Source organism: Haemophilus sp. CCUG 60358 (assembly GCF_001679485.1).
In the GTDB taxonomy this organism is placed as follows: domain Bacteria; phylum Pseudomonadota; class Gammaproteobacteria; order Enterobacterales; family Pasteurellaceae; genus Haemophilus_D.
In genome coordinates, this window is record NZ_LZOZ01000017.1 from 90,865 (window position 1) to 107,285 (window position 16,421).

Below are 16,421 nucleotides of genomic sequence, written 5' to 3' on the forward strand. Positions count from 1 at the left end.
ACTATTGTAAAAGATGAAAAAAACAACCGAACTTTCCTTGTTATATGCTGTATTTATCTTGTTTGTTTCCCTATTGTTTGGCTATTTTGTCAAACAAGGAAATTGGCTACAAACAGATTTACACACATTACTTCCATCTCAACAAGAATGGGCGGATATTCAAGTTCTCGCTGACCAACAGCAAGAAAAACAGCTAAACAGCCAAATTATTGCGCTTATCGGACATCCTGACGAAAAACAGGCTTTTCAGCTGACAGACCATATTGCGCAAACGTGGCGTAGTAGCAAACTTTTCTCTCATATTACCGATCGCATTCAGCCTAACCTTACTCAGCTACAACAAGATATTCAGCTTGTCGCATTTGCCACTTTGCCACAAGCCGTTCGTGAACAGTTGATTAATGATCCTAAAGGCTATTTTCAGCAATATGCAGAGGACATCGTTAACCCATTTAAGCGAAATAATTTACTCTCACTAGAACAAGATTGGCTCGGTTTTGGACGTTTTGCCCAGCAAACACAACAAGGTAATGTACAATGGCACGCCGAAAATGGCATGCTCACTGTCAACCAAGGTAATATGACTTGGGTTTTATTACGTGCTGAACTGCAACAAAATGATTTCATCAATCCATCAGAAAATTTAACCGCACTTCTAACGGAAAATCGCCAATATCTCACTCAATCTGGTGCACAATTTAAAATTACAGGTAGTGCATTGTTTGCCGCTGATGCAAAACAAAAAGCCGAAAAAGAAAGCACATTAATGAGCGTACTCGGCGTGAGTTTAACGTTATTATTATTACTGATTGTCTTTCGTACTCCTCGTATTTTATGGCTATTTTTGCCGATTCTAATTGGAATGCTTTCAGGTGTCGTTGCAACCGTGTGGGGATTTGGTCAAATTCATATTCTTACCCTTGTTATTGGGACCAGTCTCGTCGGTGTATTAATTGACTTCCCTCTTCACTGGCTTGCAGGATCTCTTTTTGACCGAAAATGGTTGCCACTTCTTGCGATGCAAAAATTGCGTTTTACCTTTTTCATCAGCTTGTTAGTTACCTTACTTGGGTATGGACTACTTGCCTTTACCCATCTGCCTATCTTGCAGCAAACTGCTCTTTTTTCCGCCGTATCCTTGAGTACTGCATTACTTGCGACACAGCTATTCTTACCTTATTTATTTTATCGGTATCAGCCAACCATATTATTACCCGAGAGAAGAACATTTAATACCATACAAAAAGGATTAAATATCTTTGCAAACAAACGCTTTAATAAAGGTACACTTCTTATTATCTCTCTTTTAGTTTTAGGAGGCGGTATTAAATCCTCATGGCATGACGATATCCGACAATGGGTCTCCATGCCTCAATCCATGCTAAATGAAGCCCAAACTATCGGTGAACTCACTGGTGTTGATTTAGGAAGCCAATATTTTTTATTGACGGCTGAAAATGAGACATTACTACTTGAAAAAGATGCGAAGTTAAGCAAGCAATTAGCTCAACGTAACATCACATTTAAATCATTAAGCCAGTGGATTTTGCCCCTCACAGAACAGATGCAATTCGCAGAACACCTTCAACACATCTCTGCTGATGATTATGCTGTTTTAAATGATATTGGTGTGCCAACTGAAAAAATTCAGCAAAATTTGACCGCACTTTCTCAACGTAAGCCATTGACCTTATCTGAAGCGCTTAATACGCAACTTGGACAAGCGTGGAAGATACTTTATTTAGGTGAATTAGCCCCTAACCAAGTGGCGAGTATCATAAAAATATCTCAAGCGGATAGTGCAACAATGCAAGTATTGGCAAATAATCAAGATATTTTCTGGCAAGATAAACGAGCTTATTTAAATCAAGCCTTTAAAGAAGCAAAAGAGCAAGCTGCTTGGCTAAAAATCATTTCTTTTGCTATCGCTGGATTGCTTTTATGGAAAGTATTTGAAACCAAAACAAGTATTCGAATCTTGTTCATTCCTTGTATAGCAATCTTAGGAACGGTTGCTATTTTGGGTTGGATTGGTTTGCCTATTGGTTTATTTTCGATGTTTGGATTATTACTGGTTTCAGCCATTGGTATTGACTACGCCGTTTATATGAAAACCGTACATGAAGAGCTATCTCATAAACGCATTACACTGACATTAGCTGCCTGTACCACATTAATCTCATTTTTACTGCTCGCCATTAGCTCCACACCAGCAGTGGCGACATTTGGTATAAGTGTCAGTATTGGTGTTATAATAAGCCTTTTAACCACATTAAAACTCATGCGCTAAAAAACGCATAAAAATGACCGCACTTTATGATAAAAAAATATCTTTTATTATGGACATTAACATTACTGACAGCTTGCTCAACTTTACCTAATATTGAGGCATTACCGGAAGTAAAAACAGACAGCCGAACCTTTAAAGTAGAGCAACTTGCAGAACAGCAAGTTAAACAAACAAGCTTGCTGACTGTTCAGTTCCAGCCTGAGCAATGGCGATGGGTTCAAACCGATCCTCTAGGTTCACCCATTGCTCGATTATTATTAACGAAACAAGGCTGGAAAAATGACGGCTTTGTGATGCCGAATAAACAAGCACAAGGCTTGTTCTTAGCGCTGGCAACTGCATTTACAGAACAACAACCCGATGCAAAACACTTAACATTAATGAATGTGGATGTATCGCATCAACAAAATACGGTGATTTACCAACAGAATGGTCGTTTTTTATGGAACGTTCGCAAACAATCAAATCAATATTTTATTCAGCTAGCAGATGGCAGTCGTTGGCAAATTGAAGAACTTAACAATTAGGAATCTCTGTGCAATTATTTCTTTCTCAACCAGGCATTTTGAGTAGCATTGGCGATAGTCTATCTCAACATGTTCAAACTTTATTGGAAGGTAGTGACTCGCCACTGACTTTTTCTAACAAACATTTCCAAGAAAATGGCTTGCAGGGTAAATGTAATACTCTGGGTGAAGTCAACACATCCTTGCGGGCATTTCCAGCTGATTTACCAAAAAAACATCACAGCCGAAACAATCAATTACTCTGGCACAGCTTAGAACAAATTGAACCAACCATTCAGAAAGCTATCTCACGTTTTGGTCGCCATCGTATTGCAGTAGTTATCGGTACATCTACCACAGGTGTAGATGAAAATTTACCTGTATTTAAATATGCTGCAGAACATGAGGATTGGTCTGGTGCTGAATTTAATCAACAACAACAATATTTTTCTGCTCCGGCTGATTTTATTGCCCATCAATATGGCTTAACCAATCTTATCTATGGCATTTCAACTGCCTGTACATCAGGTGCGAAAGCATTAATTAGTGCAGCTCGTCTATTGAATGCGAACTTGTGCGATGCAGTAATTTGCGGCGGTGTCGATACTTTATCGCTATTAACCTTAGTTGGCTTTAACTCTCTCTCTGTTTTATCTGCTGAACAAACCAATCCTTTTTCAGCTAATCGCCAAGGTATCAATCTAGGTGAGGGTTCCGCTGTATTTGTGATGAGCAAAGAAAAATTAGATGATCATAATGTGGCGCTATTAGGCTATGGGGCCAGCAGTGATGCCTATCATATGTCATCACCACACCCTGAAGGCGAGGGTGCGATTAAAGCCTTCCAAGCTGCATTAAACTCGGCACAACTAGCTCCAGAAGCCATTAATTGGGTTAATTTACATGGCACCGGCACCATCCATAATGATCAGATGGAAGCCTTAGCAATTCACCATATTTTTGGTCACGATACGCCTTGCACAACAACAAAACCTTATACAGGACACACGCTAGGCGCAGCGGGTGCTATTGAGGCGGCTATTTTATGGGGGATGATTGACCGCACTTTTAATCCAACAGGTAAACTTCCTGCACAATTATGGGATAAACAAGCCGATGAAAAAATGCCACCAATTGCCATTACTGATCACATGAGTTCTTGGAAATCCGAAAGACGCATTGGTGCAAGTAGCTCTTTCGCTTTTGGTGGTAATAATTCAGTACTTATTTTAGGGGAAGTGAATGATTGATTTAACCTGTCCTATTACTGATATTTCACCATTAATCCCTCATAGTGGGGAAATGGTCATGCTAGATAAAATCACTGAATTTGGCGAAGATTATTTGATCGCAGAGATGACCGTAAAGCCAGACTGTCTGTTCTTAAAAGACGGTAAATTGGCTACTTATATGGGCGCTGAAATCTTAGCTCAAGGCGTAGCAGCGTGGGCGGGATGTAAATGTGTAAAAGCAGGTCAACCTATTGGATTAGGCTATTGGATCGGCTCAAGAAAACTGACATTACATCGTCAAGATATTTCCGTAGGAAGCTTATTACAAATTCAAATTAAACGTTCTATTGAAGACGCAACGGGATTTGGTGTTTTTGACTGTACGTTAATCGATCTTTCTAATCAGCAACCTTTAGTGGAAGGTGCATTAAACGTTTTCAGACCACAAGTATCACAGGAATAAAAAATGAATGAAAGCATTTTAGTTACAGGCTCAAGCCGAGGTATCGGCAAAGCCATCGCCTTACGCCTTGCACAATCAGGTTTTGATATTGTGGTTCATTGCCGCAGTCGTATTGAAGAAGCTGAAGAGGTCGCACAATCAATTCGAGAATTAGGTCGTCAAGCTCGTGTATTACAGTTTGATGTTAGTCATCGATACGAAACCGCAGAAAAACTACTTGCTGATGTTGAATCTCACGGTGCTTATTATGGCGTTGTGCTCAATGCCGGATTAACACGAGATAATGCATTCCCTGCGCTGACTGATGAAGATTGGGATGTTGTTTTACGCACGAATTTAGATGGATTTTATAATGTTCTCCATCCTATTATGATGCCAATGATCCGACGCCGTAAAGCGGGTCGAATCGTTTGTATCACATCTGTATCTGGACTAATTGGCAACCGAGGCCAAGTTAACTATAGCGCCTCTAAGGCCGGTATTATTGGTGCAGCAAAAGCACTTGCCGTCGAACTCGCTAAACGTAAAATCACGGTAAACTGTGTGGCTCCAGGTCTCATCGATACGGATATATTAGATGAAAATCTTCCGATTGATGAAATTTTAAAAATGATTCCAGTTGCAAGAATGGGAGGCCCTGAAGAAGTCGCGCATGCCGTAGATTTTCTGATGGATGAAAAAGCCGCTTATATTACTCGCCAAGTTATTGCTGTTAATGGTGGGCTTTGCTAAAACATTTGCAGTACAAAAATTTTTTGTACTAATCTAATAATAAATAATCGAGACAAAAAAATGAAACGAGTTGTCATTACAGGTATTGGCGCAGTCACGGCCTTTGGAAAAACATGGAAAGACGTAAAAGCCGCCTTTCAACGCAAACAAAATGCAGTTCAAGCGAAAACTGAATGGGCTGAACGTTATCCTGAGTTAGGAGCAAATCTCGGCGCTGAAATCCATAATTACACCCCGCCAGCCCATTGGAATCGAAAACAACTTCGCAGCTTAGGTCGTGTCTCTCAATTTGCCGTTGAAGCTGCTGAACTCGCCTTAGCAAATGCTAATCTATTAGATGAAAATGGGGTTATTTTGCCTTATTTAAAAGAAGGAATAATGGGCGTAGCCTGTGGTTCTTCCACTGGCTCAACAAATGATGTCAGAGATGCGGCAGAACTCCTCATGACAGGAAAATCGGATGGTTTTAATGCCAATACCTATGTGCGTATGATGCCTCATACCACGGCAGCAAATATTGGTATTTTCTTTGGTCTAACTGGCCGAATCATTCCTACGTCTAGTGCTTGTTCTTCCGGCAGCCAAGGTATTGGCTATGCTTATGAATCAATTAAACATGGTTTAATCCCGATGATGCTTGCTGGAGGAGCAGAAGAATTTTGTCCATCTGAAGTTTATGTATTTGACTCTCTTTATGCTGCAAGTAGAAATAATGCTCACCCTAAACAAACTCCTCGTCCTTATGATAAAGATCGTGATGGATTAGTAATTGGTGAAGGTGCTGGTATTTTTGTATTAGAAGAGCTGGAACATGCGCTTTCTCGTGGTGCCAATATCATTGCAGAAATTGTTGGCTATGGTGCCAATAGTGATGGTGCTCATGTAACTCGTCCACAAAAAGATACTATGCAGCGCTGTATGGAGCTAGCCTTAAAAGATGCACAGCTATCTCCAGAGCAAGTGGGCTATGTAAATGGCCATGGCACGGCCACCGAACAAGGCGACATCGCAGAAACACTCGCAACGGAAGCTGTGTTTGGAAAAGTACCACTTAGCTCACAAAAAAGCTATCTAGGACATACCCTAGGTGCTTGTGGCGCATTAGAATCGTGGTTTTCAATTGAAATGATGCGTGATGGCTGGTTTGCCCCAACCATTAATTTAGATAATATTGACGAACGCTGTGGCAAATTAGACTATATTCAAGGTGATGGACGACAAATTCAAACAAACTACGTGATGAATAATAACTTTGCTTTTGGAGGAGTCAATACCTCGCTCATTTTTAAACGCTGGGAAGCGTAACAAAAAAGGCTATTCAAACGAATAGCCTTTTCTTTTATCAGCAGTTAATTATAGATAACCAAACAAGCTTGTGAAAATGTAACCGAAGATACATGAAGTGATTACACCGATTAAGCCCGGTAAAATAAAGCTGTGGTTAATTACAAACTTACCAATGTGGGTTGTGCCTGAACGGTCGAATTGGATTGCCGCAAGGTCACTTGGGTAAGTTGGTAAAATGTAGTAACCGTAACAAGCTGAAGCAAAGGCTAATATAACAGCTGGATCAACGCCGATACCTAAAGCTAATGGAACGAATGCAACCAATGCTGCCGCTTGTGAGTTTACGAATTTAGAAATTAATAACAACATCACGGCGTAAGTCCAAGGATGTGCTTTTACCACATCACCAAGTGCTGCTTTCATCATTGGAGTGTGAACGGTAAACATGGTTTCTGCCATCCAAGAAATCCCGAATACAGCCACTAATGCAATCATACCTGAACGGAAAATTTCATTTTTACTGATTTTACCCGCATCAGTTTTAGTAAAGATAACAATTAATGCACCCGCTAATAACATGAAGATTTGAATAACGTGAACCATACTTAAATTCACTTTTTTCTTCGCAGTGTCTTTTAATACGATTGCAGCGTTATCGATAGTTTCAGTTTTATCACCCGCAGTGATGACAACATTGTTATCTTGAGCGGTAATTGTTTGAGCGACTTCACCTTTATCGTTATAAATTGCAACGTTATTGTAGGCTGTTTGTGTTTTCGCTTTGCTGTCTTTAACATCAAGCACTAATGTACCATCTTTTGCTAATGCAACAATTTTACCGTCTTTAACATTGAAAGATTTCACTGCTTTATCGGCAGAAACAATTTCAACTACTTGAGCTGGTGCTGATTTTTCAAAGGCTGGGCGTAAATCTTTAAAGTAACCTAATACCGCTACCACTAAAATTGCACCAAAGAAGATCCACATCGCATTCCAGCTAGATTGTGGTAATTTTTTATCTAATAATGATGTGCTATCACCATAAACATATTTTTTGAATTCTGGATCTTTTAATTTCTCTTGGAATTCTGGGTCTTTATCTAAATCTTTACCGCGGAACCAGCTGAAAATACCGATAGCCAATACACCGCAAAGGGTTGAAGGCACGGTAATTTTTAATAAATCTAAATAACCATCAAAACCTGCTAATGGTGTTTTAGCATTCACTAAGAATGTGGTTAAAGTCACTACTGCCACAGAAACAGGTGACGCAATGATACCCATTTGAGAAGCAATTGAGCTTGCTGCCATTGGACGTTCAGGACGAATATCATTTTTGATCGCAATATCATAAATGATTGGTAACATGGTATAAACCACGTGACCTGTACCACATAAAATAGTTAAGAAACAAGTTACAAATGGTGCCAAAATACTGACATATTTCGGGTTACGACGAAGCATTTTCTCCGCGATTTGTAACATGACATCTAAACCACCACTGGCTTGTAATGTTGCCGATGTCACTACCACCGCAAGGATAGTTAGCATTACATCGATAGCTGGCTTACCTGGTTCAATACCAAAGCCGAAAACAAGAACAATTAAGCCTACCCCACCAAGCATACCCAGTGCGATACCACCTTTTTTTGCCCCGTAAAACAAACAGATAAGAACAATAACAAGCTGAATAGCAAACTGGCTACCTTCACCTAGGTTCATTAGAAAATCCATAAGATACTCCGAATCATTTTATGGTTAATTAGAAAAAATTTTGATCGAATACTAGCATCAAAATTAACTCATAATAAGTACTTTTAAGGTAAATCTTGTTTTAAATCAAAAAATAAAGGGACTTAATAATAAAAGCAAATCTGAGAAAGATTAAAAAAGGAAAGTGCGGTCAGAAATTTAAGAGATTTAGATATATTTTTTTATTTGAAGATAAAGAATGTAGAAAAGAAATTTAAAGAAAAAAATTAGGCGACCTAAAAGATCGCCCAACTTAAAAATTACTGATTGTTTTGAACGTAGTCAATCGCAGATTGAACAGTTGTGATTTTTTCAGCTTCTTCATCAGGAATTTCGATATCGAATTCTTCTTCTAAAGCCATTACTAATTCAACTGTATCTAAAGAGTCCGCACCTAAATCTTCAACGAAAGAAGCTTCTGGTTTTACGTCTTCTTCTTTAACACCTAATTGTTCAACGATGATTTTTTTCACGCGTTCTTCAATACTCATTTGTTTTTCCTATTGTTGTTTTAACTCATTTAAGAGCGGTTAGTGTATGCATTTTTGATAAAGTTGCAACTATTTCTTAGGTGGTCGCACCACAAAAAAACAGGCAATGTAAAAACACATACAGAGAAAAAGTTACATTGCGATTGGGATTTTATCATTAACTAAACTGCTTTGCTATATGTTATAGACAAAATCACTCATATATCCCCATGAAAGGGTTAGCTCATATATAAGCCACCATTCACATGTAATGTGGTACCGGTAATATAAGCCGCATCGTCAGAAGCTAAAAACGCTACCGCTTTTGCGATATCTTTTGGCTCACCTAAACGACCAGCTGGGACATTACCAAGAATACCCGCTTTTTGTTCTTCAGTAAGCACTTCTGTCATATCTGTTGCGATAAAGCCTGGCGCCACAACGTTTACAGTAATACCACGTGATGCCACTTCTTTTGCTAAGCCTTTAGAAAAACCAATTAAGCCGGCTTTTGCGGCACAGTAGTTAGATTGACCAGGGTTACCCATTGAGCCCACCACTGAACCGATAGTAATGATACGACCGAAACGTTTTTTCATCATGGAGCGCAACATTGCTTTAGAAAGATGGAATACAGAGGTTAAGTTGGTTTGCATAATATCGAACCATTCTTCATCTTTCATACGCATTAATAAGTTATCACGAGTGATACCTGCGTTATTCACGAGGATATCAATATCACCGAATTGTTCTTTAATTTGTTCTAATACGGCATCAATACTTTCTTTGTCTGCCACATTTAATACTAAACCTTTACCTTTGTCACCAAGGTAAGCTGAAATTGTATCAGCACCTTTTTCAGAGGTTGCGGTACCAATTACAAATGCACCTTTTGATGCTAATTCTTCTGCAATTGCGCGGCCAATACCACGTGTTGCACCTGTCACTAATGCGATTTTATTTTGCATTTTTAATCCCCTTTTATGCTAATAATGCTTCAACAGCATCTAATGATGCTGCATCATTTACTGATGTTGCTTGTAATTCTGCCACGATACGTTTTGTTAAACCGTTTAATACTTTACCTGGGCCGATTTCAACTAAAACTTCTACGCCATCTTGCGCCATTTTCTCAACGGTTTCAGTCCAACGAACTGGGCTATATAACTGACGAATAAGTGCGGTACGAATTTCTGCACTTTCTGTTTCCGCTTTGACATCCACGTTGTTTAATACTGGTGTTGCTGGCGCATTAAGCGTAATGCCTTCAAGTGTTACGGCCAATTGTTCTGCTGCTGGTTTCATTAATGCACAATGTGAAGGCACGCTTACCGCTAATGGTAAAGCACGTTTTGCACCCGCTTCTTTACATAATGCTGCTGCACGTTCTACCGCTTCTTTCGCTCCAGCAATGACTACTTGACCTGGTGAGTTAAAGTTTACCGCAGATACCACTTCGCCTTGCTCGGCTTGTTTACATGCATTGATAATCGCTTCATTATCTAAGCCAATAATCGCATACATTGCACCAGTACCTTCTGGTACTGCTTGTTGCATTAATTTACCGCGTAATTCCACTAATTTAATCGCATCTTTAAAATCAATGACACCTGCACAAACTAATGCTGAATATTCACCTAAACTGTGACCAGCCATCACACTTGGTTGCAATTGTGGGTATTTTTCTTGCCATACACGGAAGATCGCAACGGATGCCGCTAATAATGCCGGCTGAGTTTGCCAAGTTTTATTTAATTCTTCTGCTGGCCCTTGTTGAACCAAGTTCCATAAATCATAGCCAAGCGCTTCAGATGCTTGTTTAAAAGTTTCGGTGACTACCGGATATTCGTTAGCAAGATCAGCTAACATGCCAACAGCTTGAGAACCTTGTCCTGGAAAAACCATTGCGAATTTTTTCATGTTTTCTTCCTATTTCTTCATCGTTTAAATGTTGAAAGTGCGGTCAAATTTAACCGCACTTTTAAAATTCTGTCGAGATTCTAACAAATTAATTAGAATCGCACCAATGCTGAACCCCAAGTCCAACCACCGCCAAAAGCTTCGAGTAAAAGCAATTGACCGCGTTGAATTCGACCATCTCGCACTGCTTCATCTAAAGCGGTTGGTACAGTCGCCGCACTGGTATTCGCTGTACGATCAAGCGTTACCACGACTTGCGACATATCCATCTCTAATTTTTTCGCTGTCGCGGTGATAATACGTAAATTCGCTTGATGTGGCACAAGCCAGTCGATATCTGTTTTTTGGAGATTATTAGCAGAAAGGGTTTCTTCCACCACATTAGAAAGCTCACGTACCGCTAATTTAAAGGTTTCGTTACCTTGCATTTCAATATAACCAGATTTCTCCACACCACGTTCAGCTTGTGGAAGTAGTAATGCCGCATTGTTATCTGGCGATGCATGTAAATGCGTTGAAATAATGCCTTCTTGCTCTGATGCCTCTAAGATCACCGCACCTGCACCATCACCAAATAACACGACAGTGCTACGATCGGTTTCATCTAATTTACGCGAGTTAAGATCTGCACCAATCACAAGGGCTTTTTTCACGCTGCCTGAACGAATAAATTTATCCGCTACGCCTAAAGCATAAACAAAACCGGTACAAGCCGCCGCTAAGTCAAAAGAAATTGCGTCTTCAATACCTAATAAACCTTGAATTTGGCAAGCTGAACTTGGATAAGCGTGAGAACCACTGGTTGTCGCAACAATGATCAACTTAATTTCTTGAGGATCAAGATTAGCCATTTCAAGTGCTTTTTTGGCAGCTTCACATCCCATTGTTGCAACAGTTTCATCTGCTGCAGCAATACGACGTTCACGAATACCTGAACGTGTCACGATCCATTCATCTGAAGTATCAACCATTTTTTCCAAATCCGCATTGGTACGAATATGGCTCGGCAAATAGCTACCGGTGGATAAAATTCTACTATTCATAATATCAAAACTTATTAATTAATAACGTTGTAAACCTGCCAAGATTTTTTGTGGAATTTGCAAACGAGCTTGTAAAGCTGCATCCGCAATTGCACGAGCAAATGCATCCACATTTGCGCTGCCATGGCTTTTCACCACAACAGCCGTTAATCCGAGTAAAGATGCCCCATTATATTCATCAGGGTTAATGCGTTTCAAGCGATGATAAGCATCCTTAAAGAAAAAACGCAGAATAAATTTGGCAAATGATTTAAAAATAGGCTGTTTTTCTTTTCCTTTCAGAAGAGATAACAGATTCTTAGCTGCCCCTTCAAGGGTTTTTAATGCAATATTTCCCGAAAACCCATCACTCACGATCACATCAGCCACACCATTTAATAAAAAGTTACCTTCAATAAAGCCTGTATAATTAAGTGCGGTCGATTTTTCTAATAAATTCGCGGCTTCACGAATGGATTGATGTCCTTTAATTTCTTCCACACCAATATTGAGTAAGGCAATACGTGGATAAACTAAGTTCAATCGGTTTTCGGCAAAGATCGAGCCCATAACGGCAAATTCATAAAGATTTTGAGCAGAACATTCTACGTTTGCTCCTAAATCTAACATCACGGTTTTATCACCCGTCATTGACGGCAATAAGGATACCAACGCTGGGCGTTGAATCCCCTCTAAAGGCTGTAAGAGAACCTTTGACAATCCCATTAATGCACCCGTATTTCCTGCGCTGATACAACCTTGCGCCTCACCTTTCTGAACCATTTCAATAGCTAAACGCATCGACGTACCTTTGCTATGACGCAATGCATGAGAAATACCTTGATTGTTATCAATAGTCTTTGTGCAATGATGAATTTGAATACGTTCTAAAAGGGAAGAAGGTGCATTTTCCAGTAAAGGGGAAATTTGTTGGCTATCGCCAAACAGCACTAAAGAGAGCATTGGATCTGCTTCCAACGCTGAAAGAGATGCGGGGATAGTAATACGGGGACCAATGTCCCCGCCCATCACATCTAACGCTAAGGTTAGACGGTTCAAGTGAATACCTTATAAGTGAAATTACTTATTGATCACTTTGCGACCACGGTAGTAACCGTCAGCAGTTACGTGGTGGCGTAAGTGAGTTTCACCGCTTGCTTTATCCACTGATACTGCAGCAGTAGTTAATGCATCGTGTGAACGACGCATATCACGACGTGAACGAGATTTTTTGTTTTGTTGAACAGCCATTGGCTATACTCCTAAATTTAATTTACTTTTGCTTTAAATTAGCTAATACAGCGAACGGGTTCGGTTTTTTTGCCAATTCTTCAGGCAATTCGCCAAAAACCTGTTCGTGCGCGGACACTTCACAGTGTTCAGATGAATGCATTGGGACAAGCGGTAGAGCTAAAATAAGTTCGTCTTCCACTGCACCAAGTAAATCTATTTCACCAAACTCATTAAATTCGATTGGCTCATAAATTTCCGGCAAGTCATCAGCCTGATCCCAATTAGCCACTGGACTATACATAAAATGACATTCCAATGTTTGTTTGAATGGCTCGCCACAACGTTGACACTCTAATTCAACATCAACTTGTACTTGCCCTTTCATCACCACTAATTTTTGTGGATCAATATAAAACGATAATGTTACCTGTGCATCGCTGAGCACTTTCCCCGTAGATTCAGCTAAACGCACTAACTGACTAGCGGTATAATAACCATCATAATCAATTCTTTGTTGAGCGTCTTTAACCGGATCAACGGTTAGGGGTAGTTTTACCTTTTGCATAGGGTGCGAATATTACCTGTTGTCAATAAAATAGTCAAAGGAAATTCGCACTAATTATGAGAAAAGTTCAATCGCTATCTAAACTTTCTCTAGATTTATGCCTTTGCAAAGTGCGGTCATTTTTTCCTGTGTTTTACTCGGCATGCTCACTTAAGAAGCCACCACTTTGGTGTTTCCAAAGGCGAGCATAAAGGCCATTTTGTTCAAGCAATTCTGCGTGAGTTCCTTGTTCGACAATTTGTCCTTTATCTAACACGATTAAACGATCCATTGCCGCAATAGTGGATAAACGGTGAGCAATGGCAATAACCGTTTTATTTTCCATCATCTTATCAAGACTTTCCTGGATCGCCACTTCCACTTCGGAGTCCAGCGCACTGGTCGCTTCATCCAACAGTAAAATTGGCGCATCTTTTAACATGACACGCGCAATGGCAATACGTTGACGTTGACCACCCGATAGTTTCACCCCACGTTCACCAACATGAGCATCATAGCCTTTTCTGCCTTGAGCATCGCTGAGATAAGGAATGAAATCGGCTGCTTCCGCACGTTTAGCTGCATTGAACATTTCTTCATCTGTCGCTGTTGGGCGACCATAAATAATATTATCGCGAACAGAGCGGTGTAAAAGCGAGGTATCTTGTGTTACAAGACCAATCTGACTACGAAGGCTTTCTTGGCTTACATCTAAAATATTTTGACCATCAATAGTAATTGAACCTTCTTGCGCTTCATAGAAACGTAGAAGTAAATTCACAATGGTTGATTTACCTGCACCAGAACGACCAATTAAGCCCACTTTTTCACCCGGTTTGATGGTGAGATTAAAATGGTTAAGCAACGGTTTATTCGGATAATAGGCAAACGAAATATCGTTAAATTTGATTTCACCTTGTTTCACTTCTAATGCAACACAATTTGGCTTATCGACAATGGTATGCGGTTTGGTTAGCGTTGCCATACCATCATTCACTGTCCCGATATTTTCAAATAAGCGAGCAGACTCCCACATAATCCAACGAGAAAGAGCATTTACACGTAACGCCATCGCAGTTGCAGTCGCCACCGCCCCCACACCGACTTGACCGTTTTGCCATAACACCACACCTAAAATCGCAGTACTTAACGTTAAGAAGATATTGGTTGCATAAGTTAAGGTATCTAATGAACTCGCCAAACGCATTTGTGCATGCACGATGACCATAAATTCTTCCATGGAACGTTTCGCATAATTCGCTTCTCTCGCATCATGTGAAAATAGTTTTACCGTTGCAATATTTGAGTAAGCATCCGTAATACGTCCTGTCATTAAAGATCGTGCATCGGCTTGTCGTTGTGCTGTTTTCGATAAACGAGGAATAAGCAAACGTAAAATAGTCACAAATGCCACAATCCATAAGAAAAACGGCACTAAAAACCAAGTATCTAAAGCTGCAAGCACCAAACCTGAAGTAATAAAATATACGGCAACATACACCAACATATCCGCAATGGTCATGACGGTATCACGCACTGCAAGGGCGGTTTGCATCACTTTCGCCGATACACGGCCTGCAAATTCATCTTGGTAGAAACTTAAGCTTTGTCCTAGCATCAAACGGTGGAAATTCCAACGCAAACGCATTGGGAACACCCCTTGTAGCGTTTGTAAGCGCACATTCACGCCCACAAATGACCATACAATACTGAAAATAAGCAAGGCTGCCATACCGGCGAGTAAATGCCCTTTTTCTTGCCAAAGTGTGGTTGGTGAATAAGCGCCGAGCCAATCTACCAATAATCCCATAAATTGGAAAAGTAAGGCTTCCATCACACCAGTACCGACCGTCAATACCGCGAGTAAAAAGATCCAACCTTTCATACCATCAATGCTTGACCAAATAAAACGGAACAAGCCTTTTTCAGGCGTCGTTGGATTGCTTTTCGGATAAGGATTTAAACGGTTTTCAAACCATGAAAATATTTTATTAAACATAACAATACCTTAAAAAATTAAAGGCAACAGAGCCGCCTAAAGTGCGGTCATTATAGCGCAAATTTTAAACGATGGGCTAAGTTTTGCGAAATTGGCTTGGTGAAAGCCCATAAATTGCTTTAAACGCCTTGCTAAAATGTGCTTCTGATTGATACCCTACTTCAAGAGCGATTGCCAAAATGGTCTTTTGCGTATTTTTCAATAAAACTGCAGCCATTTCTAACCGCACTTGTGTGAGAAATTTTCCTGGTGGCATCCCGAGTTGCTGTTGAAAGATCCGCATAAATGTTGCACGAGACATGGATGCCAACTCCGCTAATTGCTCAATATTCCAATCTAATTGAGGTGAAAACAGGATTTTTTCAAGGACTTGATTCAGTCTTTTATCCTGCAACGCGGCCAATAAGCCTTGATTGAGCAAACCTATTTGCTGAGCATGACGCAAAATATAAATAAACAATATATTTGATAGCGCATCAATCACCGATTTTGTGCCTTGCTCCGATTTCTCAGCTTCTTGTAAAAAAATTGAAACCAGGGGCTGCACAGGCGTATTTTGTAGAGAAAGATGCAAATAGTCTGGCAATGAATCAATTAATAATGACGGTTTTTGGTAATAAAATGTCCCACAAAACATCTTCAGATCAGGCGTACCGGCTCCTATTTGATGGACATTAAAAAGTGCATTTGATTGCGCTCGCTGTAGGCTATTCTCTCTTTTTTGTTGAGAATTGCCCAAAAAGTGCGGTCGATTTTGAGGGAGAAAAAAGAGATCGCCTTTTTTTAAATGAAATTGTTTTCCCGTCAAGGTTACCCAACAGTCACCTTGCTCGATTAAATGAAATAAACCTTGATATTCCGCTGCATCAGGCTGATTTTCAACTTGCCAATCCCCTTGAAACAAGCAGCGAATATTGATTTCCCCGCGCACTTGTGCCAGTTGCGTTAATTTATCTAAATAATCCATCATG

16 protein-coding genes are annotated in these 16,421 nt (G+C 40.0%); 6 read left to right on the top strand and 10 right to left on the bottom strand.

The genetic code is table 11. The features are described 5' to 3' along the window. Nucleotides 1–13 precede the first annotated feature (13 nt). The 6 genes from A9500_RS08260 to A9500_RS08285 are packed head-to-tail and all read left to right on the top strand — an operon-like array spanning nt 14 to nt 6,528. A complete protein-coding gene (locus A9500_RS08260; RefSeq protein WP_065244564.1) occupies nt 14–2,290 on the top strand; it encodes an MMPL family transporter in 2,277 nt (758 codons plus the stop codon). A gap of 26 nt (nt 2,291–2,316) precedes the next feature. Beyond that, nucleotides 2,317–2,817: a hypothetical protein gene (locus A9500_RS08265; RefSeq protein ID WP_065244565.1), complete on the top strand. Its 501-nt coding sequence runs from the start codon at nt 2,317–2,319 to the stop codon at nt 2,815–2,817. A gap of 8 nt (nt 2,818–2,825) precedes the next feature. Then, a complete protein-coding gene (locus tag A9500_RS08270; protein WP_179854569.1) occupies nt 2,826–4,046 on the top strand; it encodes a beta-ketoacyl-ACP synthase in 1,221 nt (406 codons plus the stop codon). Continuing rightward, nucleotides 4,039–4,491 carry a dehydratase gene (locus tag A9500_RS08275; protein WP_065244567.1) on the top strand — a complete coding sequence of 151 codons (453 nt, stop codon included), beginning with the start codon at nt 4,039–4,041 and terminating at the stop codon, nt 4,489–4,491. Before A9500_RS08270 ends, A9500_RS08275 begins: the two co-directional genes overlap by 8 nt. Nucleotides 4,492–4,494: 3 nt before the next feature. Beyond that, nucleotides 4,495–5,223: a 3-oxoacyl-ACP reductase FabG gene (fabG, locus tag A9500_RS08280; RefSeq protein WP_065244568.1), complete on the top strand. Its 729-nt coding sequence runs from the start codon at nt 4,495–4,497 to the stop codon at nt 5,221–5,223. Between the two features lie 60 nt (nt 5,224–5,283). Beyond that, nucleotides 5,284–6,528: a beta-ketoacyl-ACP synthase gene (locus tag A9500_RS08285; protein WP_065244569.1), complete on the top strand. Its 1,245-nt coding sequence runs from the start codon at nt 5,284–5,286 to the stop codon at nt 6,526–6,528. Between the two features lie 48 nt (nt 6,529–6,576). Here the strand turns inward: A9500_RS08285 and A9500_RS08290 are convergent, their stop codons facing one another. From A9500_RS08290 to A9500_RS08335, 10 genes are all read right to left on the bottom strand, one after another. Continuing rightward, complete coding sequence (locus tag A9500_RS08290; protein WP_005699616.1) at nt 6,577–8,244, bottom strand: anaerobic C4-dicarboxylate transporter; 1,668 nt, start codon at nt 8,242–8,244, stop codon at nt 6,577–6,579. A 278-nt stretch (nt 8,245–8,522) separates the two neighbouring features. Beyond that, nucleotides 8,523–8,753 (bottom strand): acyl carrier protein, encoded by a 231-nt coding sequence (gene acpP, locus A9500_RS08295; RefSeq protein WP_005544465.1) that lies wholly within the window; start codon nt 8,751–8,753, stop codon nt 8,523–8,525. A gap of 218 nt (nt 8,754–8,971) precedes the next feature. Next, a complete protein-coding gene (gene fabG, locus A9500_RS08300; protein WP_005695317.1) occupies nt 8,972–9,700 on the bottom strand; it encodes a 3-oxoacyl-ACP reductase FabG in 729 nt (242 codons plus the stop codon). A 13-nt stretch (nt 9,701–9,713) separates the two neighbouring features. Beyond that, complete coding sequence (gene fabD, locus A9500_RS08305; protein ID WP_005699605.1) at nt 9,714–10,652, bottom strand: ACP S-malonyltransferase; 939 nt, start codon at nt 10,650–10,652, stop codon at nt 9,714–9,716. 92 nt (nt 10,653–10,744) lie between these two features. After that, nucleotides 10,745–11,695: a beta-ketoacyl-ACP synthase III gene (locus A9500_RS08310; protein WP_065244570.1), complete on the bottom strand. Its 951-nt coding sequence runs from the start codon at nt 11,693–11,695 to the stop codon at nt 10,745–10,747. Nucleotides 11,696–11,713: 18 nt separating this feature from the next. After that, complete coding sequence (gene plsX / locus A9500_RS08315) at nt 11,714–12,733, bottom strand: phosphate acyltransferase PlsX (protein ID WP_065244571.1); 1,020 nt, start codon at nt 12,731–12,733, stop codon at nt 11,714–11,716. 21 nt (nt 12,734–12,754) lie between these two features. Next, nucleotides 12,755–12,925, bottom strand: coding sequence for a 50S ribosomal protein L32 (gene rpmF, locus A9500_RS08320; RefSeq protein WP_005544470.1), 171 nt, complete (start codon nt 12,923–12,925; stop codon nt 12,755–12,757). A 22-nt stretch (nt 12,926–12,947) separates the two neighbouring features. Next, nucleotides 12,948–13,472 carry a 23S rRNA accumulation protein YceD gene (gene yceD / locus A9500_RS08325; protein WP_005695312.1) on the bottom strand — a complete coding sequence of 175 codons (525 nt, stop codon included), beginning with the start codon at nt 13,470–13,472 and terminating at the stop codon, nt 12,948–12,950. A 133-nt stretch (nt 13,473–13,605) separates the two neighbouring features. Further along, nucleotides 13,606–15,450, bottom strand: coding sequence for an ABC transporter ATP-binding protein (locus tag A9500_RS08330; protein WP_049367329.1), 1,845 nt, complete (start codon nt 15,448–15,450; stop codon nt 13,606–13,608). A 76-nt stretch (nt 15,451–15,526) separates the two neighbouring features. Further along, nucleotides 15,527–16,417 (bottom strand): AraC family transcriptional regulator, encoded by an 891-nt coding sequence (locus A9500_RS08335; protein ID WP_065244625.1) that lies wholly within the window; start codon nt 16,415–16,417, stop codon nt 15,527–15,529. Between the last annotated feature and the right edge of the window lie 4 nt (nt 16,418–16,421).